Here is a 19,775-nt window from a genome sequence, read left to right on the forward strand (position 1 = left end):
GGCGGCGGCCCCGGCGCAGCCGCCGGGCCGGCCGGTCAGCGCGCTGGAGCAGGGCAGCTACGGCGCGCCCGCGCAAGCCGTGGCCAACCTCACCCGCGAGCTGCTGCGGATGTCGGACCAGGTTGGCGCCATGTTCCGCCCGGTGCTGGAGCTGTACCAGGCGGGCACCAAGGAGCAGATCCGCGCGGTGCAGCAGATGGACGAGGAGGTCAACGCCTGCCTGTCGGGCATCCGCCAGTATGTGGCGGCGATCCCGGCGGAGGCGTTCAGCAAGGAACAGCTGAAAACCGCCCGCAGCCTGATGGAATACGCCATCCGGCTGGAGACCGCGGGCGATGTGGTGGCCCGCCGCCTGACGGTGCTGGCCGGCGAGATGCGCAAGAAGGAGCTGCGGTTCTCCAAGGACGGCTGGCTGGAAATCACCCGCATGCATGAGGCGATCCTGGCCAACATGCAGCTGGCCTCCAACGTGCTGATCTCCGGCGACCTGGAGAGCGCGCGGCTCTTGAGCCTGGAGAAGACCGAGCTGAAACGGATGGAGCGCGACAGCCGCAAACGCCACCTGCGGCGGCTGCAGAACGGCGCCCGCGACAGCTTTGACACCTCCGACATCCACCTGGAGACGCTGCGCGCCCTGCGCGAATTCAACAGCCACATCGCCGCGGTGGCCTATCCGGTGCTCTACCGCAACGGTCAGCTGCTGGAGACCAGGCTGATCGAGGAGATGCGGCCGGAAGAAACCGAATAACGCAGTATCTGGCCTCTTTTCAGAAGACCTGTATTCAATATGACCCCCATAATCATTGCCATCATCCTGTCGGCGGCGCTGCTGCACGCGGTGTGGAACGCCATTGTGAAAACCGCGGCCGACCGCACCACCACGCTGGGGCTGGTCGCCTTTGGCCATGTCATTCCCGCGTCCGTGATGATCTCGGTGCTGCCGCTGCCTTCGGCGGAAAGCTTTGTCTATATCCTGCTCTCCACGGCCGTGCATTTCGGCTATTACTACATGCTGGGGCGGGCCTATCAGCATGGCGATCTCAGCGTCGTTTATCCGATTGCCCGCGGCATCGTGCCGGCGCTGGTGGGTATCTGGGCGATGATCTTTGCCGGAGAGATACTGCCGCTGCAGGCCTGGATCGGGATTGCGGTGATCGCGCTTGGCATCCAGCTCAGCAGCTGGAAGGCGCTGCGCTCCGGCGTCGGCGGAGCGGCGCTGGGGTTTGCTGCCGGCACCGGTTTTTGCATTTCGGTCTATTCGCTGGTTGATGGCATGGGGGTGCGCCTGTCCGGCAACACGCTCAGCTATTGGGCCTGGGGGGCGTTCCTGCACATCTTCATCGCGGTCTTCATTGCCGTGCGCAAGCGCAAGACCCTGGCGGCCTTGCCCAAACGGACCTGGGCCCTGGGCATCGCCGGCGGGCTGGTGTCGATGACGGCCTACGGCCTGGTGCTATACGCGAAGAACTTTGCGCCGCTCGGGGCGGTGTCCGCACTGCGGGAAACCTCGGTGATCTTTGCAGCGCTGATCGGCTTTGTTTTTCTCAAGGAAGGCTATTGGATGCGGCGCCTGGGCGCGGCGGTGCTGATGGCCGCCGGCGTGTCGCTGATTGGAACGGCTGTCTAGAGCTATCGCCCTTTGGGCGCCGATTTCCTGACAAGTCAGCGGGCTGCGGCATCAGGCGCTGGCGCGCGGCCGCTGCTGAGCGTCTGACGCTTCCGCCAGAACCGCAGCAAGAGTGTGCAGCAGCACCGCCTTTTTCACTGGCTTGGCCAGAAAATGATCCATGCCGGCGTCCAGGCAGGCCTGCCGGTCGCTGGAGAAGGCATTGGCGGTCAGGGCCACGATGATTGGCTGCGGAATGGGCAGGCTGCGGATTTCCCGCGTGGCGGAAATGCCATCCAATTCCGGCATCGACATATCCATCAGGATGACGTCCGGCTGCAGTTCCTTGCACATCTCCACCGCAGCGCGGCCGTTCCCGGCCTCGTCCAGCTCAACCGGCTGGCCGCGCAGGAATTTGCGGATCAGCAGCCTGTTGGTCTGATTGTCCTCGGCCAGCAGAACCCGGCAGGGGCCGAGCTGCGGAGCCGCATCCGGAAGCGCCGTTGCCGCCGCGCTCAGTGCCTGGCGGGCCGGTGCCATTTGCAGTTCCAGCCGGAAGCAGGAGCCTTTGCCCAGCTGCGACTGCACCGAAATGCCGCCCCCCATCCGCTTGGCCAGCATGCTGGAAATCGTCAGCCCCAGCCCGGTGCCGCCAAAGGCCTTGGTGGTTGCGGCGTCAGCTTGGGTGAAGCGGTCAAAGATGTGGCTGGCCTGGACTTCGGAGATTCCGATACCGCTGTCCTCAACCTCGACCACAAGGCGGCAAGGATCCGCACCGGCATGCGAGACCCGGATCGCGATCTCGCCTTCCCGCGTGAATTTCACTGCATTGCCAATCAGGTTGACCAGGATCTGGCGCAACCGGCCGTCATCCCCGTGCAGCACGTCGGGCAGGCCGTCCGCATAGCTGAGCTGCATCGGCAGGCCTTTTTCCAGAGCCTTCGGGCGGAAAAGGTCGGCAGCACCGCTGATGCAGTCGCGAAGGTTGAAATCCTCCATTGTGATGGCGAATTTCCCGGCCTCCAGCCGCGACAGGTCGAGGATGTCATTGATGATTTTCAGCAGCGCCTGAGCCGAGCTGCGGATTGTCTCCACGTTCTGCTGCTCGTCGGCAGGCAGATCTGCCTCCGCCAGCAGATCGGCCATGCCGATGATACCGTTCATCGGGGTGCGGATTTCGTGGCTCATATTGGCCAGGAATTCCGACTTGGCGCGGTCCGCGTGCTCGGCCGCCAGCTTGGCCTCGGCCAATTCCCGTTCGCGCTGCTTGCTGCGGGTGATGTCCCGCTCAATGCCGATGATCAGGTCAACTTCGCCATCGGCGCCGGTCACCGGCACGATGTTGGTGTCAAACCAGACTTCCGCGCCGTCCTTGGTGTAGTTGAGGATCTCGTTGTGGTACCGGACCCCGCGCTCCTTGTAACGGTTCATTTCCCGGATCACGCTGAGATCGGTGTCTGGCCCGTCGAGCAGGTCAGAGGGCGTGCGGCCAATCGCATCCTCAGCGGAGTAGCCGGTGGCCCGCGAAAACGCGTCGTTGACCCAGAGGATATTCCGGGCGGCATCCGTCAGGATGATGCTGTCGGAGGCGTGTTTGGCCACCAGCGACAGCCGGTGCAGTTCCGCCTGCTGTTTTTGCAGTTCGGCATGGGCCTCTTCCAGGGCCCGCTTGCCCTCCTTCAGCTCGGTATTGCGTTCTGACAAGGCCTGGTTGGCGTGGATCAGTTCCTCGCGCAGACGAACGTCTTCCGATACATTCCAGTTAACGCCGATCATCCAGTCGCGGCCTTGCGCGTCAGTAAAAGGGCTGGCCAGGGCCCGGATATGCTTGACCGTGCCGTCATCCAGCACAATCCGGAACTCCGAGGCAAAATTCGTCTTGGCGCGCTCAGCATCGTCCAGGGATTTGACGACCCGGTCCCGGTCCTGCGGGTGCAGCCTGGCGTTCCAGGCGCTGCCCGCCAGCGGCCCCTGCTCCCGGGGCACCCCGTACAGTTCATGCATCCGGCTGTCCCAGCTGACACGTTTGTTATCCGCATCGCATTCCCAGATGCCGACCCGGGAGGTCCTGACCGCAATCTCCAGCCGCCGCGAAACCGCTTCCAATTCTGCTTCCCGGCGGCGCAGCTGGCCGATCACCGTCTGCCGCGCGGCGGACAGCCTGCCGGCCAGGAAGGTCGGGAAGACAATCAAGGTTCCGGCCGCCAGCAGTGCCAGCCGCAACTGCCACAGATTGCCCGGCCGGCTTTGCCAGCCGCCGGCTGGCCGGGCCGCCAGCTGCCAGGAGCCGACCGGCAGATTGATGTCCATCAGCACCGGGTCCCCGGCGAGGATATCCGCTGACCCAAAAAACTGCGGGCCGGCCGCACCGGTGCCATCCTTGCCGGTTAGGGCAATTTCCAGCCCCCGGTTCTCGCCGGTCACGCTGGTTTCCGCATAAAGTGTCCCGGTCTCGACAACGGCGGACAGAATGCCCCAGAACTGCTGCTGCTCCTCCGGGCCTGTGAAGATGGGCAGCCGGTAGATAAATCCGGTTCCGCCCTGCACCAGGTTGACCGGCCCGGCCAGCACCATTTCGCCGCTGTCGCGCACTCTGTGCGCCGCTTCCCGCTGGGCTGCATTCTTGGTGTAATCCAGCCCGATCGCCGACTCGTTGCCCTCAAGCGGATGGATAAGGGAGACCACAAGTCCGGGGGCGCCGCCGATATGCCGGATCGCGGTCTGTCCTTTCAGAACCTGTTCTGCAATCTGGCTGAACCGCGCTTGCGGCATGTCCGGTTCGGTGGCCAGCATGGCGGCAAGCCCGCGCAACCGCTGGTAGTCGCCGTTCAGCTGGCCTTCGAGGCGGGACTTGATCAGCCCGGCCTGCTGCTGGATCCTGGCGCGTTCTGACTGGTGGTGGATCGTGTCGTTCTGTCTTTCGGCATAATACCCGGCAGCGCAAACAACCGCCAAGGCAAGCAGGGCGGGAAGGTAGGTCCGGTTGCTAAGCCTGCGAAGCCAGCCTGCGGAAATCTTTTTCAGGGCCATCTAGCCACCTTTTGCATTCGCGCGAATCTCCTCTGACAGCCGCCAGGGCTCTGCACGTCAGGGATCCGGTTCTGCTCCAACATCTCCTTAAAGTCTGAAAAACAGGTTTGCACAACAGCAGCTCGTTCACCGGCGGTGCTGCGCCGGCCGTGGCGGCGGCCGCAGACGGCTGGCTGAGGCGGGCAGGTCATGCCGTGACGCTGCAGGCGGCGGGGCCGTAACAGACTGGCCCCGCGCCATGAATTATGCCCGGACCAGCTGCCTGTAACCGGTGCCGCGGGCGCGCAGCCCGCGGGCTCAGAAATCCTGCCATTTTGCCAAGGCGGCAGAGCCATCCGCGGCCGGTGCTGCCGCCAGCCCCTCCGGCAGATCGTCCCAGCCGGAACCATGCGCCGAAGGCGGCGCCGGTTCGGCAGGCTGGCGCGGCGGCGGCATCTCCAGTCCGACATTGAACCGCGCCACCAGTCCGGCCAGCTTGGAGGCGTCGCCATTCAGCAGCTGGCCTGCGGCGGTCATCTGCTCCACCATGGCGGCATTCTGCTGGGTAACCTGATCCAGCTGCATCACACCGGTGTTGATCTCGCCAATGCCGGTCGACTGCTCGGCAGCGCCCTCGGCAATGCCCGACACCAGCCCCGAGATGTGGGTGACTTGCGAGACAATGCTGTTCAGCGCCTCGCCGGCCTTGCCAACCAGGTCCACACCCTTTGCCACCTGTTCTCCGGAGTTGGAAATCAGCGCCTTGATCTCCATCGCCGCATCCGAAGACCGTTGCGCCAGCGCCCGCACTTCCGAGGCGACAACCGCGAAACCGCGCCCGGCTTCGCCCGCGCGGGCGGCCTCAACCCCGGCATTCAGCGCCAGCAGGTTGGTCTGGAAGGCGATGTCGTCGATCACTGTGATGATCTGCGAGATGTGGGCAGAGGATTGCTCAATCTCGGTCATCGCGGCCACCGCATTTTGAACCACCTGGCCGCTGGTTTCGGCCTCGTCCCGGGCGTTGTTCATTGCGGTCTCCACTCCGCGGGCGCCATCGGCAGCCGCTTTGACGCTGGCGGTCATCTGATCCAGCGCCGCCGCGGTCTGCTCCAGCGTGGCTGCCTGGCTTTCGGTGCGTTGCGACAGGTCATCTGATGCCTGGCTGATCTCATGCGTCCCGCTGCGGATGCTGGTGGTGGCTTCGACCACTTCGCGCACGGTGGCGTTCAGCGTGTCGACCGTTTGGTTGAAGTCGAGGCGCAGGCCCTTGTAGGCCTCGGGGAAAGGCTCTGTGATCGGGCTTGAGAAGTCGCCGTTTGCCAGATTTTTCAGGCCGCTGCGCAGCTCGCTGACCACTTGGTCCTGCTGACGCTGCAACTCGGCCCGTTCCTCCTCAGCGGTCTGTGCATTTTGGAGTTCGGTTTTGAACCCTTCGAGAATGCCGGCGATGTTGCCGAATTCGTCCCCGGTTCCGTTGCCCGCAACCGGATGGTCGTAATCCTTGGCCGCGATATGCTCGACGCTGTCGGACAGGGCTGACACCTTGCGGGCGATGCTGCGGGCTGCCACCCAGGACAGCAGCGCCACTGCAAGCGCAACACCAACAGCCTGCAGCATAGCGGCATTGACCAGGCTCTTTTGCGCGGCCAGTGCCTCGGCGCTGTCGACTTCCAGCACGATCCCCCAAGTCCGGTCGTCCAGTCCGACGCGCCCGGCCATCGCCTCAACCGGCTGGCCGGACAGGCCCGGCGTGCCGGAGAAGGTGCTTTCCTCGCCGCTGATTGCAGCGTCGATCTGCTGCAGTTGTGGCAATTGCGAGAGGATCTGGTGGCCGCCCTCGCGGCTGGAAGCGGTCAGGGCAACGCCGTCGCCGCGCACAAGATAGGCCTGGCCGGTTTCCCCAAGCAGCGCGGAGTGTGACAGAATCCCGGCGATTTCGCCTACTGGCACACGCAGGACCAGGGCCCCCATGATCGCGCCCTTTTTGAAGATCGGCGAGGAAATGAACATGGCCGCTGCACCGCCGCCCGCTTCATAGGCGGCCATCTGGGACAGGAACACTTCGCCCTGTTCCAGCTCCAGCGCGGTCCGGAAGGCCTGGCCCAGGCCGCTGTTCTTGTAAGGCCCTTCCAGGTAGTTCAGCGCAAAGTCGGCGTTCTTCTGGACCGAGTAGACCATGTTGCCCTGCACGTCCAAAAGGTATGCGTCGAGGAAACCCTGCTCCTCCAGAAAGGTGACAAAGCCGGTGTGGTTCATCTTGTGGCGGATGGACCAGGCAGATTTGTCCTTGGCGTCCAGCAATTTGTAACGCTCGCCGGCGGGGTTGGGGTTGCCGTCGGCGTAGGTGGCGCGCAGGTGTCCGGCGGGATCCTCGCCCAGCGAGTAGAAGCCGTTGGAGAAATCGCGCAGCGCTGTTTCGACAGCTTTGCTGGCAACCAGGGTCCGGGTTTGGGAGCGCAGGTCCGCCACCCAGGATTCGAGGGCTTCCTTCCGTTCCTCGAGCAGCGTTGCATAAGCGGCTTCGCGGTTGGCCTTCAGCGCTTGCCCGGCTTCCCAGGCAAAGAAGAAGCCCGAGGCAAGGGTCAGCAGGATTGTAGGAGCGGCGATGGACAGCGGCAGCTTGCGGCCTAGCCGCATATTGCCCCAGAATTTGGACAGTCGGGTCATTAGAGCGTGGTTCCCATCAACATTTCGGTCTTCCCGGCAGCCTGAGTGCGGCGGCGGGCGGTGCCAGCTGGGTGGCGCATGATGGAAAAACACTCAGGGGGATTCGTTTCCGCTGCGTTAATTTCAGCTTTGTGGCCCCTGATTTGCGGCGTCTGGCCTGCGAAAGGCCGCAAAAGTGCCGTTTCATTTTTATTTGCGGCCTTCGCGGGTGCGGCGAATCGCTGATGCTGAGCCAAATTCTGCCACCAGGCGTTCGGGTGGCTGCGAATCTATGATGCCGGTTGCAACTGCGCCGCCGCCAAGCCGGCCGGGGCCGGAAACAACCCGGCGGGCAGCCAATGCCGCAAACAGCGTAAAACCCTTTGAGTTCGGGAAAACTTGCCTGCCGACGACGGCAGCCCGCTATGCAAAGCTGCAGCAACGGCGCGCCGCATCTTGTCAAGCTTCTGAAAACACTGATGTTTTGGAAGATGGTGCTGCTGGAGAGAATTGAACTCTCGACCTCTCCCTTACCAAGGGAGTGCTCTACCTCTGAGCTACAGCAGCGCCGGTGAGGGGGCTTTTAGGCATAAACGCGGGGGGGCGCAAGAGCATTCTGGACGGTTTTTTCGCACTAAGTTACAGAAGTTCTATGGCAGAGAAGAAATCACCGAAAAACGACGGATCTGCGGCCTCCCGCGAAGACCGGCTGAAGGCCGCGCTCAAGGCTAACATGGCCCGGCGCAAGGCGCAGGCCAAGGCACGGGCGGAAAAGCAGGACCAGGATACGGGTAAGAGCGGAGAGTAAGAGCAGATGGATTCGATTCTGGTTACGGGCAACGGCCCGCTGCACGGGCAGATCCCGATCGCCGGCGCCAAGAACGCCTGCCTGACCCTGATGCCGGCGACGCTGCTCAGCGAAGAGCCGCTGACGCTCACCAATGCGCCGCGGCTCAGCGACATCAAGACGATGACGCTGCTGCTGCAGTCGCTGGGCGCGGAGGTTTCCAGCCTGCAGGACGGACAGGTTCTGGCAATGTCGAGCCATGACCTCACCAGCCACGTTGCGGACTATGACATCGTGCGCAAGATGCGCGCCTCCAACCTGGTGCTGGGCCCGATGCTGGCCCGCCTGGGCCAGGCGGTGGTGTCGCTGCCGGGCGGCTGCGCCATCGGCGCGCGGCCGATGGATCTGCACATTCACGGTCTTGAGGCGCTGGGCGCCGAGATCGAGCTGAAAGACGGCTATCTGCACGCCAAAGCTCCCAAGGGGCTCATAGGTGCCGTGGTGGAGCTGAGCTTTGCCTCGGTCGGCGCAACCGAAAACATCATGATGGCCGCCACGCTCGCCAAGGGCACCACCGTCATCAAGAACGCCGCGCGCGAGCCGGAGATCGTCGACCTGGCGGATTGCCTGCGCAAAATGGGCGCGCAGATCGAGGGTGACGGCAGCCCGGACATCACCATCCAGGGTGTCGACCGGCTGCATGGCGCGACCCATCAAGTGGTCACCGACCGGATCGAGCTTGGCACCTATATGCTTGCGCCGGCCATCTGCGGAGGCGAGGTCGAGCTGTTGGGCGGACGCCGCAGCCTGCTGGAAAGCTTCTGCGCCAAGCTGGAAGCGGCCGGCATCGAGATCACCGAGAACAAAGATCGAAAAAGCCTGACTGTCAGCCGCAAAAACGGCCGGGTCCGGGCGGTGGATGTGGTGACCGAACCCTTCCCGGGCTTCCCCACCGACCTGCAGGCGCAGATGATGGCGCTGATGTGCACCGCCGAAGGCACCTCGGTGCTGGAAGAGAAGATCTTCGAGAACCGCTTCATGCACGCGCCGGAACTGGTGCGCATGGGCGCCCAGATCGAGGTGCATGGCGGCCATGCCACGGTGACCGGCGTGGAAAAGCTGAAGGGTGCGCCCGTCATGGCGACAGACTTGCGTGCCTCGGTCTCGCTGATTCTCGCCGGCCTGGCGGCGGAAGGCGAAACCCGGGTGAGCCGTGTCTACCACCTGGACCGCGGCTACGAGCATGTGGTGCGCAAATTGTCCGGAGTCGGTGCCAAAATCGAGCGAATCAAGGAGCAGTGATGGCGGACGCAAGTTTCGAGGACGGCCGCGAGGTTCCGCTGAACCTGGGCGCATTGGAGGAGGAGGACCTCAAGGTGATCTCCTCGCTGGTCCAGGATGCTGTCTTCCCGGCAACCGAAATGAGCTGGCGCGCGTCCGAGCGCCGCTTTGCCCTGCTGCTGAACCGCTTCCGCTGGGAAGACCGCGAAGCTGCCGAGCGCCGCGGCCGTGATTACGAGCGGGTGCAGTCGCTTCTTGTGGTGGACAATGTGCTGCGGGTGGCCTCGCAAGGGGTGGACCGCAAGGACAAGGATCTGGTGCTGTCCCTGCTTGCCGTCGATTTTGAGCCCGGGGAGGACGGCACCGGCCATGTGCTGCTGACCCTGGCGGGCGATGGTGCCATCCGCCTCTCGGTCGAAGCGCTGGAGGTTTCCTTGCGGGATGTGACCCGCCCTTACCGGGCACCTTCCGGCAAAGCGCCGGACCACGGTGCCTGACCTTGCAGAACAAGCGCGGTATCTCTCAGGCCTTTGCCCGCTCATCCGGCCGCCTGGAGATCCGTCCCGCGTCTGTTTTTGACGTTTTTTCCATGAGCCAGGTCCTTACAGCTTCGATCCGCGATCTGTGCCTGGCTGACCATGGCGGCGACCCGCAGCGGATTGCCGCGTGGACCGCCGGCAAGTCACCCGGGCAAATCCGTGCCTGGTTTGGAGGGGCCGGGCAGTACTGGCTGGCCGAACGCAACGGCCAGGCCGAGGCCGTGGGCGGGCTGGATCCGGATGGCACGGTGACATTGCTCTATGCTGCCCCCAGCGCTGCAGGGCAGGGCACAGGCGCCGCAATGCTGGAGCATCTTGAGGCGGAACTGCTCGGCTCTGGCCACAGCGAAGGGCGTTTGAACGCAACCCGCACCGCGCTGGGCTTCTACCGGAAACATGGCTGGCGGCAGGAGGGTGCTCCGGCGGCCTGCTGCGGTTTGCCTTGCATCCCGATGCGCAAGCCGCTGGTCTGACGGGGGCACTGGCCAGCTGAAAACACGCCGCAGCTGTTGCGTCCAATTGCTCCGCTTGCCGCATAAATCTTGAGGCCGTCTCTCCATGCGGTTATGCGGAGGCCAAAGGAGATCCCGATGCCGCAGTTTCTGAACACCGCCGATGCAGGTTTTGAACAGTCCTTCACCGCACTGCTGGGTGCCAAGCGCGAGGACAGCCCGGATGTGGATTCCATCGTGGCCGGGATCATTGCTGATGTCCGCGCCCGCGGCGATGCGGCGCTGGTGGAACTGACGGCAAAGTTCGACCGGCTGGAACTGACGCCCGCGCAGCTGCGCATCACCGATGCGGAGGTGGACGCGGCCGTTGCCGAAGTCTCCGCCGAAGAACGCGCCGCGCTGGAGCTGGCAGCCGAACGGATCCGCGCCTACCACGCCCGCCAGATGCCGGAGGATGCGCAATGGACGGACGAAACCGGCGCAACGCTGGGCTGGCGCTGGTCGGCGGTCTCGGCTGCCGGCCTATATGTGCCGGGCGGCCTGGCCTCGTATCCGTCCTCGGTGCTGATGAACGCGATCCCGGCCAAGGTTGCAGGGGTCGGGCGGCTGGCGGTCACCGTGCCAACCCCGGACGGGCAGATCAACCCGCTGGTGCTGCTGGCGGCGCAGATCGCCGGGGTCGACGAAATCTACCGGGTCGGCGGCGCCCAGGCGGTGGCAGCGCTGGCCTATGGCACCGAAACCATCGCACCGGTGGACAAGATCACCGGCCCCGGCAACGCCTTTGTCGCAGCGGCCAAACGCCGGGTGTTCGGCAAGGTCGGCATCGACATGATTGCGGGCCCGTCGGAAATCCTGGTGATCGCCGACAAGGAAAACAACCCGGACTGGATTGCGCTGGACCTGATGAGCCAGGCCGAACATGACGAAAGCGCCCAGTCGATCCTGATCACCGATAACGAGGCATTTGGCCAAGCGGTGGCAGAGGCGGTGAACAAGCGGCTGGAAACGCTGGAGCGCCGCGCGATTGCCGGTTCCTCCTGGCGGGACTTCGGCGCTGTGATCACCGTGCGCAATCTGGACGAGGCCGCGGCACTGTCCAACCGCATTGCGCCTGAACACTTGGAATTGTGTGTCGCCGACCCGGTCGGCCTGAGTGCAAAGACTGTGCATGCCGGCGCCATCTTCCTGGGCCAGTACACGCCCGAAGCCATCGGCGACTATGTTGGCGGCCCGAACCACGTGCTGCCGACCGCGCGCTCGGCCCGGTTCTCCTCTGGCCTGTCGGTGATGGATTTCCTCAAACGCACGACGCTCAGCCAGATGACACCAGACGCGCTGCGGGCGATTGGCCCGGCGGCAGAGGTTCTGGCGAAAAGCGAAAGCCTTGAGGCGCACGGGCTGTCCGTCACGGCGCGGCTGGAGGCGCTGAACAAGTAAGCGGAGCAGGGGCGCTGCCCCTCTGCGCGTGCCGCGCATTCACCCCGGGATATTTTCAGCCAGATGAAAAAGGGATCCGCGCCCCGGGCCCGCCGGGGCGCTTCACCTGGCGCGGTCATCGGCGTCCCCGCCTGTACCGCGGGACGAGGGTTGCCAAGTTTGGTTAATGATCCGTTGCTTCATCTGGCCCCAAATATCCCCGCCGGAGGCATCAAGTCATTTTTCCCGGAAAAATGACGCAGAATTCAATAGTGCGCGGTATAGCCGCCATCCACCGCCAGAACCTGCCCGGTGATGTAGGACGCGGCTGGGGAGGCGAGGAACAGAATGGCCGGCGCCAGCTCCTCCGGCTCGCCCCAGCGGCCGAGAGAAGTGGCTGCATGGAGCTTTTCCGCAATCGCCGGATCTGCTGCCGCGGCCATGTTGGGGGCGGTCTTGAAAAAGCCAGGGGCGATCGCATTCACCGTGATGCCCTTGGGGCCAAGCTCTGCCGCAAGCGCCTTGGTCATGCCGTTGATGCCGGCCTTGGCCGTGGTATAGGCGGCGTCGCCCGCCTGCGCGATGAGGCCGGCGATCGAGGAGATATTGATGATGCGGCCATAGCCCTTGGGGGTCATTTGCGCTGCCGCCAGCTGGCACAGACGGAAGGGGGAGACCAGGTCGACCTCCCACAGCGCCTGCAGATCGGCGCGGGAGAATTCCGGCAGACTGCGGCGGTCGCGCTGGCCGACGTTGTTGACCAGGATATCCAGGCCGCCTGCCGCCGCAATGTCTTCCATTGCCGCAACGCAAGCCTCTTCCTCTGCCACATCCAGAACCAGCGGGCGGGCGGTGCCGGGCATCCGGGCCACGGCCGATGCCACGCGCTCCGCGCTGCGCCCGTTGACCCAGACCTCGGCCCCGGCCTCAGCCAGCAGCCGGGCGGCGGCGAACCCCAGCCCGTCGGTGGATCCGGTCACCAGCGCGCGCTGGCCTGCGAGGGAAAACTGTTCCAGCCCTGTCATCATCCTGTCTCCTGCCCTAAACAGGCTGGGCAGGGCGGCGCTGTCTGTCAAGCGCTGCCGCATACCGGCCGTGCGGTGACGCCTGCTGCTGCATTGCCCCAGCCGCGCCGGTGCGATACTCATGGCCGGACGCCTTAGCGCATATAGAGACAAAGACCCATGAGCCGCATCAGCCACATCGAACTTGACGACCGCAACCTGCCGCCTCCGACCCCTGAGATCGAGCAGGAGCGCAAGGTGGCGATTTACGACCTGATCGAAGAGAACAGCTTTACCCTGCCGTCCCGCGAGGACCGCGACCTGCCCGAAGGCCCGTACCACCTGGGGCTGGCGATCCGCGACAAGCGGCTGGTCTTCGACATCAACACCGAAGCGGGCGAGAAGGCCGCGGAGTTCCACCTGTCGCTGTCGCCGTTCCGGCAGGTGGTGAAAGACTACTACCAGATCTGCGAGAGCTACTTCACCGCCGTGAAGACCATGCCGCCGAGCCAGATCGAAACCATCGACATGGCCCGGCGCGGCATCCACAACGAAGGCAGCCGGGTGCTGCAGGAGCGGCTGGAAGGCAAGGCCGAGGTCGACACCGACACCGCCCGCCGCCTGTTCACCCTGATCTGTGTTCTGCATTTCGGAGGCTGACGGGTGGAGGAGCTGCCGCAGTCCGTTCTGTTCTGTTGCGACCACAATTCGGTCCGCTCTCCGATGGCGGAGGGCATCATGAAGAAATTCTATGGCACCGGCACCTATGTGCAGTCCGCCGGTGTCAAGAACGACATGGAAATCGACGGCTTCTCGATCGCGGTCTGCCAGGAAATCGATGTCGAGCTTTCCCGCCACCGCTCGCGCTCCTTTGACGAGATGGAGCGCTGGGGCGATGACCTCTCCTCCTTCGATCTGGTGGTGGCGCTGTCGCCCGCCAGCCAGCGCCGGGCGCTCGAACTCACCCGTTTTTTTCACCTCGATGTCGAATATTGGCCGATTATGGACCCAACCGGGCTCGGCGAGACGCGTGCCGCCAAGCTAGATATCTACCGTCAAACACGGGACCAAATCATCCAGCATCTGAAGAACCGCTGGGGCGAACCGACGGAGAGAACATGACCGACACCATCACGCGCTACTTTGCAGCCTTCAACGCAGGCGACACGGACACCATGCTGGACTGCCTGGACGACCAGATTGCCCACCACGTGAACGAGGGCAAAATCCGCACCGGCAAGGAGAAATTCGCCGAGTTCTGCGCCCACATGAGCCGCTGCTACAAGGAAGAGCTGACCGACATGGTAATCTTTTCCAGCGAGGACGGCAGCCGCGCGGCGGCGGAGTTCATCGTCAACGGCACTTACCTGGCCACCGATGAGGGCCTGCCCGAAGCCAAGGGTCAAACCTACCGTCTGCCGGGCGGCTCGTTCTTCGAGCTGAAGGACGGCAAGATTTCCCGCGTCACCACCTATTACAACCTGGCGGACTGGATCGCCCAGGTTTCCGCAGGATGACCATCCGGGTCGAAGCGATGACCGGCGCGGCGCTGGAGGCCGCGCTGGACGATGTGGCGCGTCTGCGGATCAAGGTGTTCCGCGCCTGGCCGTATCTCTATGACGGTGATCTGGCTTATGAGCGCGAGTACTTGCAAAGCTACCGCGACAGCGAACGGGCCGTGGTGGTCGGAGCCTTTGACGGCGATATCCTGGTGGGCGCCTCCACCGGCGCGCCGCTGGCCGATCACGCGGATGATTTCGCGGCGGCCTTCGAAGGCACCGGCATTGATCTGAACGACGTCTTCTACTGCGCCGAATCGGTGCTGTTGCCGGAGTACCGCGGGCATGGATTGGGCCACGGTTTCTTTGATGCGCGCGAGGCGCACGCCCGCAAGCACGGCTTCAGCAAATGCGCGTTCTGCGGCGTGCAGCGTCCGGCGGACCATCCGCTGCGGCCGGCCGATTACGCGCCGCTGGATCCGTTCTGGCGCAAGCGCGGCTACCAGCCGCTGCAGGGCGCCATCGCGCATTTCTCCTGGAAAGACGTGGATCAGGCGGAAGAGACCCGCAAACCGCTGCAGTTCTGGATCCGGGATTTGTAGCAACGCCGGAGCGGTTTGGCCGAAGAGCGTTCTGCCAAGCCGCTGCATGAGTGGTGCACAAGGGGTGTACAGGGGGTGCACGGATGTCACCCCTCCTTTGCGGAGGCCGCGGGAGGCCGCGGGAGGCAACCAGAGGCATCTGTAAGCCGAAATTGAACAAGGGGGAGACAGGATGAAAATCGCCACCGCTGCCTATCCGCTCGACTGGCTCAACAGTTGGGCACAGTACGAAGACAAGCTGGCCGCCTGGGTGGCGGAAGCTGCCGGCAACGGGGCGGAGCTGCTGGTGTTCCCGGAATACGGCGCGATGGAGCTGTCCACCCTGGACGGGGCGGCCGTTGCCGGTGATCTGGAGCAGTCGATCCATTCGGTTTCCGAAAAGATGGAGGATGCGGCGGCGCTGCACCTGAGGCTGGCCGCCGAATTCGGGGTGCATATCCTGGGGGCATCGGCCCCGGTGAACAGCGGGCTGGACCGGCCGGTGAACCGGGCGGAATTCTACACCCCCGGCGGCGGCCGCGATCACCAGGATAAGCAGATCATGACCCGCTTTGAGCGCGACTCCTGGGGTATCGCCGGGGGCGGGCCGCTCAAGATCTTCGAAACCTCCTTGGGCAGAATCGGTGTGCTGATCTGCTATGACAGCGAGTTCCCGCTGCTGGGCCGAGCCTTGGCTGAGACGGATGTGATTCTCGTTCCCTCCTGCACAGAGGCGCTGGCCGGCTACTGGCGGGTGCGTATCGGCGCGATGTCGCGGGCGCTGGAAAATCAGTGTGTCACGGCCATGGCGTCCATCGTAGGCGCCAACGCATGGTCCGAGGCAGTGGACATGAACACTGGCATGGGCGGCATTTTCGGCCCGCCGGACAAGGGCTTCCCTGGAACCGGCGTGCTGGCCGAAGGCGTGCTGAACCAGCCGGGCTGGACCTATGCGGAGGCAGATCTGGACACAATTGCCCATGTTCGGGCCGATGGCGGGGTGCTGAACCGGCTGCATTGGGAGGAGCAAATGCCGCGGGTGAAATCAGTCACAAAAGCCGTGATATCCTGATTGAGCCCTTGAAATATTGGGAAAATGACCCCATTTAAGCGCACGTCCCGCAGTTTGCGGATTAACCCAATGATGGAGACAACATGGCCAAGGAAGATACGCTCGAATTTCCCGGTGTCGTGAAGGAACTCCTGCCTAATGCGACGTTTCGGGTCGAGCTGGAAAACGGCCATGAAATCATCGCTCATACGGCAGGCAAGATGCGCAAGAACCGCATCCGTGTTCTGGCTGGCGACCGGGTCCAGGTGGAAATGACACCTTATGACCTCACCAAGGGCCGGATCAACTACCGCTTCAAGTAAGTTGTTGATCTGCCAAGACAAACAAAGCCCGGCATCGCGCCGGGCTTTTGTTTTTTCAGCGGCTTTGCAGCCGCTGCCTCCGGCGGGAGGATTTTCCCAAAGAAGAAGGGGCGGGCGGCGGCTTCCACAGGCTGGGAAAAGCCATTAAGACGGCTTGAGCGGAAAAAGAGGGCTTTGGCATGGCGTTCATTCTGGGATCGGGCAGTCCGCGGCGGCTGCAGCTATTGGCGCAGCTTGGGGTGCGTCCCGACGCGGTGCGGCCGCCTGAAACCGACGAGACGCCGCTGAAGGGCGAGCTGCCGCGGGATTATTGCGCCCGGGTGACGCGGGAAAAAACCCAGGCTGTCCCCGCGGGGACAGACGATATTGTTTTGTGTGCCGACACCACCGTTGCCCTCGGCCGCCGCATTCTCGGCAAGCCGCGCGACGCGGGTGAGGCGGCTGAGTTTCTGCTGGCCCTTTCCGGGCGCCGTCACCGGGTGATTACGGCCGTTGCCGTGCGCCGCGGCGATAGGATCTGGGAGAAGGATGTTGTGAGCCAGGTGAAGATGAAGAACCTGTCCGACGAGGAGCTGAACGCCTACCTCGCCACAGGCGATTGGGAGGGCAAGGCCGGTGCCTATGCCATCCAAGGGCCCGCCGGGGCTTTCATTCCATGGATCAGCGGCTCCTTTACGGGGATCGTCGGGCTGCCGTTGTCCGAAACTGCAAATCTTCTGCGCGCCGCCGGGCTGCCGCTGTATCAGGAGGCCGCCGCATGAAGGGCCGCACCATCATTCTCGACCACATCCAGGACCGTGAAGCCGCCGCGCTGATGGTGGACGGCAAACTGGAGGACTTCCTGATCGAAAGCGACGCGCCGGCGCCTGGCACCATCTACCGCGCCCGCGCAGACCGGCCAGTGAAGGGGCAGGGCGGCATGTTCCTGACCACGCCTGACGGCCCGGCCTTCCTGCGGCAGGTCAGGGGGCTCGCGCCGGGGCAGATGATCCTGGTCCAGGTCTCCGGCTATGCCGAGCCGGGCAAGGCCATCCCGGTCACCCAGAAGCTGCTGTTTAAGAGCCGCTATGCCATCGTGACACCTGAGGCGCCGGGTCTGAACATCTCCCGCAGCATCCGCGACGAGGAGGAGCGCGACCGGCTGCTGGAGATCGCCCATGAGGAAATGGGGGACTCTGGCTACGGGCTGATTCTGCGTTCCGCCTGTGCCGGTGCGGACCGCGAGGAGATCGCCGAAGATGTTGCGGCCATGGCGGCTTTGGCATCCCAGGTGATGCAGGACGAAGGCGGCGAAGCCGAGGTGCTGGCAGAAGGCGACGGGCCGCATCTGCTGGCCTGGCGCGACTGGGTGGAGCCTGCGGATGTGGAGCGCGATCCCGGCGGGTTCGAACGTTTGGGGGTGCTGGATGCGCTGGACAGTGCTCAAGGCATCCGCGAAGCACTGCCGGGCGGCGGTTTCCTGTTCATCGAACCGACCCGCGCCCTGGTGGCTGTGGATGTGAACACCGGTTCCGACACCTCGCTGGCCGCAGGCGTCAAAGCCAATATGGCCGCAGCCAAAGCCCTGCCGCGCGCCTTGCGCGTCAGGGGGCTGGGCGGGCAGATCGTGCTGGACCTGGCGCCGATGCCAAAGAAGGACCGCCGGGGCTTTGAGAGCGCGCTGCGGGCGGCTTTCCGGGCCGATTCCGAAGAGACGGTTTTGGCGGGTTGGACCAACCTCGGCCACTACGAATTGCAGCGCAAGCGCGGCCGTATTGCTTTGCAGGAGGTGTTGAAATGAGCTGTCCGATCTGCGGCGGAGAAACGCAAACAAGCTACAGGCCGTTCTGTTCCAAGCGCTGCGCGGATATCGATCTCGGAAAATGGCTGAACGGCTCCTATTCGGTGCCCAGTCAGGACCCGGAAGACATTGAAAACGCTTTGGAAGAAGCGGAGCGCGCGCTGCCGGCGGAAGAAAATCAGCCTCAGACCCGCCATTAGCGATTTTCTTGAAAAAACCCTCTGGACACCGCCGCGCCCAGAGCATAGAAGGCCCCCACCCAAGGCGAACAGCCTTCCCGTGCCCGGGTAGCTCAGGGGTAGAGCAGTGGATTGAAAATCCTCGTGTCGGTGGTTCGATTCCGCCCCCGGGCACCACTTCCCAAGCCTAAGCCATTGTGCCGCATCAGCTTTTGCATTGTGCAGAGCGAGGCGTAGTACATTTTGGAGTACAAATCTTCCCAGCATGTCTTCGTGAAAGAGGGCATCTTCTACTTCACCCGGCGTGTCCCGGCGGATCTTCGGAAGCACTATTCCTCCGCCAGGATCTCCTATTCCCTGAGAACCAGATCGCGTCCTGTAGCCTTGGCAAGAGCAGCCAGTGCCGCCTTCAAGCTGGACGAATACTGGTACCACCTGCGGACCCAGGACGCGGACCTTCCCGGCAAGCATCTTCTGCGCCATGGCCTCTCCCGTCCCGTGCCGACGCCGGGAGACGGGCAAGATGTCACCACTGATGCTCTGAAGTTATCTGAGGCTGTGTTGACATACCTGCGCCTGAAAGGACTTGGCAGGCCGGAGACCTTCCACCGGGCTGCACACCGCTCCTGCGGCTATGTAATCGACGTCTGCGGCGATAAACCTCTGCCGGACTACACTAAGGCAGACGCCAATGCCTTCCGGGATGCGCTGATCAAGAAGGGGCTTGCCGGGAGCAGCATTACCCGGATCTTTGGCACCGTCCGCGCCGTGTTCAACTTTGCCGTGGCGGAGGAAGGGCTTTCCATCTCCTCCCCCTTCGCCAATGTCTACTATGATCGGAATGCAGGCGTGGCCGTCCGCAGCCCCATTCCAGTAGATGTTGTCCGGGCCGTGCAACTACAGTGCTACCAGATGGACGATGAAATGCGCTGGCTGGTGGCGCTGGTTGCCGACACCGGCATGCGGCTGGCAGAGGCTGCAGGTCTGCTGCGTGAAGACATTTTCCAGCAGGAGGATGGCAGATGGGTGGCCAAGATTACCCCGCACCCGTGGAGAAGCCTGAAGACTGACAGCAGTAGCAGGATTGTGCCGCTGGTTGGCTCAGCGGAGTGGGCTGCCCGGCGCATCCACTCCCAGCAGGATGGAAGCAAGTTCGCCTTTCCCCGCTACAACACCTCAGACAAGACCAGCGCCAATTCGGCCAGCGCCGCCCTGAACAAGTGGCTAAAGGCCTATGTGCCGAAGGGGGCTACTATGCACGGGTTCCGCCACTCCATGCGAGACCGGCTCCGTGCAGTGGAATGCCCAGCGGATGTTGCTGACCAGATTGGCGGATGGCACACGGATGGGGTTGGTCAGGGATACGGTAAAGGATACCCGCTGGAGGTCCTCAGAAAGTGGCTGGATAGAATTGCACCTTAGACGGCTGGAGCAGCACGTCTCCGGCTGACGACTACGCCTCGCTCTGCACAATGCAAAAGCTGATGCGGCACAATGGCTTAGGCTTGGGAAGTGGTGCCCGGGGGCAGTCCTAAGGCCGGTGTTGACCGGGTTCTAGGCCCGTTACAGGCACCGCCGTGGCCATCTGCATCAGCAAAATAAGGACTATCAGTCCCGTG

At 63.8% G+C, this 19,775-nt stretch carries 21 protein-coding genes and 2 tRNA genes; 19 read left to right on the top strand and 4 right to left on the bottom strand.

The annotated features are described in order from the left end of the window. A partial coding sequence (locus ACFMBG_RS23235; RefSeq protein ID WP_421057031.1) for a Na/Pi cotransporter family protein occupies window positions 1–748 on the top strand: 748 nt, incomplete at its 5' end. Between the two features lie 39 nt (window positions 749–787). Then, the gene (locus ACFMBG_RS23240) at window positions 788–1,627 is read left to right on the top strand and encodes an EamA family transporter (protein WP_421057032.1); all 840 of its coding nucleotides are present in this window, start codon (window positions 788–790) and stop codon (window positions 1,625–1,627) included. A gap of 51 nt (window positions 1,628–1,678) precedes the next feature. On the opposite strand, the gene ACFMBG_RS23245 is transcribed toward ACFMBG_RS23240, so the two are convergent. Further along, window positions 1,679–4,636 (bottom strand): PAS domain S-box protein, encoded by a 2,958-nt coding sequence (locus ACFMBG_RS23245; RefSeq protein ID WP_421057033.1) that lies wholly within the window; start codon window positions 4,634–4,636, stop codon window positions 1,679–1,681. A 297-nt stretch (window positions 4,637–4,933) separates the two neighbouring features. Then, a complete protein-coding gene (locus tag ACFMBG_RS23250) occupies window positions 4,934–7,282 on the bottom strand; it encodes a methyl-accepting chemotaxis protein (RefSeq protein WP_421057034.1) in 2,349 nt (782 codons plus the stop codon). Window positions 7,283–7,556: 274 nt separating this feature from the next. Here ACFMBG_RS23250 and ACFMBG_RS23255 point away from each other — a divergent pair, with 274 nt between their 5' ends. Beyond that, window positions 7,557–7,775: a hypothetical protein gene (locus ACFMBG_RS23255; protein WP_421057035.1), complete on the top strand. Its 219-nt coding sequence runs from the start codon at window positions 7,557–7,559 to the stop codon at window positions 7,773–7,775. Here the strand turns inward: ACFMBG_RS23255 and ACFMBG_RS23260 are convergent. Then, a tRNA-Thr gene (locus tag ACFMBG_RS23260) sits at window positions 7,754–7,828 on the bottom strand. The genes ACFMBG_RS23255 and ACFMBG_RS23260 overlap by 22 nt on opposite strands. 85 nt (window positions 7,829–7,913) lie before the next feature. On the opposite strand from ACFMBG_RS23260, the gene ACFMBG_RS23265 reads away from it, so the two are divergent. The 5 genes from ACFMBG_RS23265 to hisD all read left to right on the top strand — a co-directional run bounded on the left by ACFMBG_RS23265 (window position 7,914) and on the right by hisD (window position 11,760). Then, window positions 7,914–8,069, top strand: coding sequence for a hypothetical protein (locus ACFMBG_RS23265; RefSeq protein ID WP_222504739.1), 156 nt, complete (start codon window positions 7,914–7,916; stop codon window positions 8,067–8,069). Window positions 8,070–8,075: 6 nt separating this feature from the next. Continuing rightward, on the top strand, window positions 8,076–9,350 hold the full coding sequence (gene murA / locus ACFMBG_RS23270; protein WP_421057036.1) for a UDP-N-acetylglucosamine 1-carboxyvinyltransferase: 1,275 nt from the start codon (window positions 8,076–8,078) through the stop codon (window positions 9,348–9,350). After that, entirely contained in the window at window positions 9,350–9,826 is a 477-nt protein-coding gene (locus tag ACFMBG_RS23275) for a DUF2948 family protein (RefSeq protein ID WP_421057037.1), read from the top strand. Before murA ends, ACFMBG_RS23275 begins: the two co-directional genes overlap by 1 nt. 92 nt (window positions 9,827–9,918) lie before the next feature. Beyond that, the gene (locus ACFMBG_RS23280; protein ID WP_421057038.1) at window positions 9,919–10,341 is read left to right on the top strand and encodes a GNAT family N-acetyltransferase; all 423 of its coding nucleotides are present in this window, start codon (window positions 9,919–9,921) and stop codon (window positions 10,339–10,341) included. Between the two features lie 117 nt (window positions 10,342–10,458). Beyond that, entirely contained in the window at window positions 10,459–11,760 is a 1,302-nt protein-coding gene (gene hisD, locus ACFMBG_RS23285; RefSeq protein ID WP_421057039.1) for a histidinol dehydrogenase, read from the top strand. 245 nt (window positions 11,761–12,005) lie between these two features. Here the strand turns inward: hisD and ACFMBG_RS23290 are convergent, their stop codons facing one another. After that, window positions 12,006–12,764, bottom strand: a complete 759-nt coding sequence (locus ACFMBG_RS23290) for an SDR family oxidoreductase (RefSeq protein ID WP_421057040.1) — start codon at window positions 12,762–12,764, stop codon at window positions 12,006–12,008. Window positions 12,765–12,923: 159 nt separating this feature from the next. On the opposite strand from ACFMBG_RS23290, the gene ACFMBG_RS23295 reads away from it, so the two are divergent. The 11 genes from ACFMBG_RS23295 to ACFMBG_RS23345 all read left to right on the top strand — a co-directional run bounded on the left by ACFMBG_RS23295 (window position 12,924) and on the right by ACFMBG_RS23345 (window position 19,578). Then, a complete protein-coding gene (locus ACFMBG_RS23295; RefSeq protein WP_008555698.1) occupies window positions 12,924–13,403 on the top strand; it encodes a UPF0262 family protein in 480 nt (159 codons plus the stop codon). A gap of 3 nt (window positions 13,404–13,406) precedes the next feature. Next, on the top strand, window positions 13,407–13,865 hold the full coding sequence (locus tag ACFMBG_RS23300) for an arsenate-mycothiol transferase ArsC (protein WP_421057041.1): 459 nt from the start codon (window positions 13,407–13,409) through the stop codon (window positions 13,863–13,865). After that, window positions 13,862–14,260 carry a ketosteroid isomerase-related protein gene (locus ACFMBG_RS23305; protein ID WP_421057042.1) on the top strand — a complete coding sequence of 133 codons (399 nt, stop codon included), beginning with the start codon at window positions 13,862–13,864 and terminating at the stop codon, window positions 14,258–14,260. Before ACFMBG_RS23300 ends, ACFMBG_RS23305 begins: the two co-directional genes overlap by 4 nt. Next, window positions 14,257–14,844, top strand: coding sequence for a GNAT family N-acetyltransferase (locus ACFMBG_RS23310; protein ID WP_421057043.1), 588 nt, complete (start codon window positions 14,257–14,259; stop codon window positions 14,842–14,844). Before ACFMBG_RS23305 ends, ACFMBG_RS23310 begins: the two co-directional genes overlap by 4 nt. A gap of 172 nt (window positions 14,845–15,016) precedes the next feature. Beyond that, window positions 15,017–15,895, top strand: coding sequence for a carbon-nitrogen hydrolase family protein (locus ACFMBG_RS23315; protein ID WP_421057044.1), 879 nt, complete (start codon window positions 15,017–15,019; stop codon window positions 15,893–15,895). Between the two features lie 83 nt (window positions 15,896–15,978). Then, window positions 15,979–16,197, top strand: coding sequence for a translation initiation factor IF-1 (gene infA / locus ACFMBG_RS23320; RefSeq protein WP_005620785.1), 219 nt, complete (start codon window positions 15,979–15,981; stop codon window positions 16,195–16,197). Between the two features lie 179 nt (window positions 16,198–16,376). Then, entirely contained in the window at window positions 16,377–16,958 is a 582-nt protein-coding gene (locus ACFMBG_RS23325) for a Maf family protein (RefSeq protein ID WP_421057045.1), read from the top strand. After that, on the top strand, window positions 16,955–17,977 hold the full coding sequence (locus ACFMBG_RS23330) for a ribonuclease E/G (RefSeq protein WP_421057046.1): 1,023 nt from the start codon (window positions 16,955–16,957) through the stop codon (window positions 17,975–17,977). The genes ACFMBG_RS23325 and ACFMBG_RS23330 overlap by 4 nt, the downstream gene beginning before the upstream one ends. Continuing rightward, window positions 17,974–18,177, top strand: coding sequence for a DNA gyrase inhibitor YacG (locus tag ACFMBG_RS23335; protein ID WP_421057047.1), 204 nt, complete (start codon window positions 17,974–17,976; stop codon window positions 18,175–18,177). Before ACFMBG_RS23330 ends, ACFMBG_RS23335 begins: the two co-directional genes overlap by 4 nt. An 81-nt stretch (window positions 18,178–18,258) precedes the next feature. Further along, a tRNA-Phe gene (locus ACFMBG_RS23340) sits at window positions 18,259–18,333 on the top strand. 96 nt (window positions 18,334–18,429) lie between these two features. After that, window positions 18,430–19,578 carry a DUF6538 domain-containing protein gene (locus ACFMBG_RS23345; protein ID WP_421057048.1) on the top strand — a complete coding sequence of 383 codons (1,149 nt, stop codon included), beginning with the start codon at window positions 18,430–18,432 and terminating at the stop codon, window positions 19,576–19,578. Window positions 19,579–19,775 lie beyond the last annotated feature (197 nt).

Origin of the sequence: Leisingera coralii, assembly GCF_049056525.1 — a bacterium.
In the GTDB taxonomy this organism is placed as follows: domain Bacteria; phylum Pseudomonadota; class Alphaproteobacteria; order Rhodobacterales; family Rhodobacteraceae; genus Leisingera; species Leisingera coralii.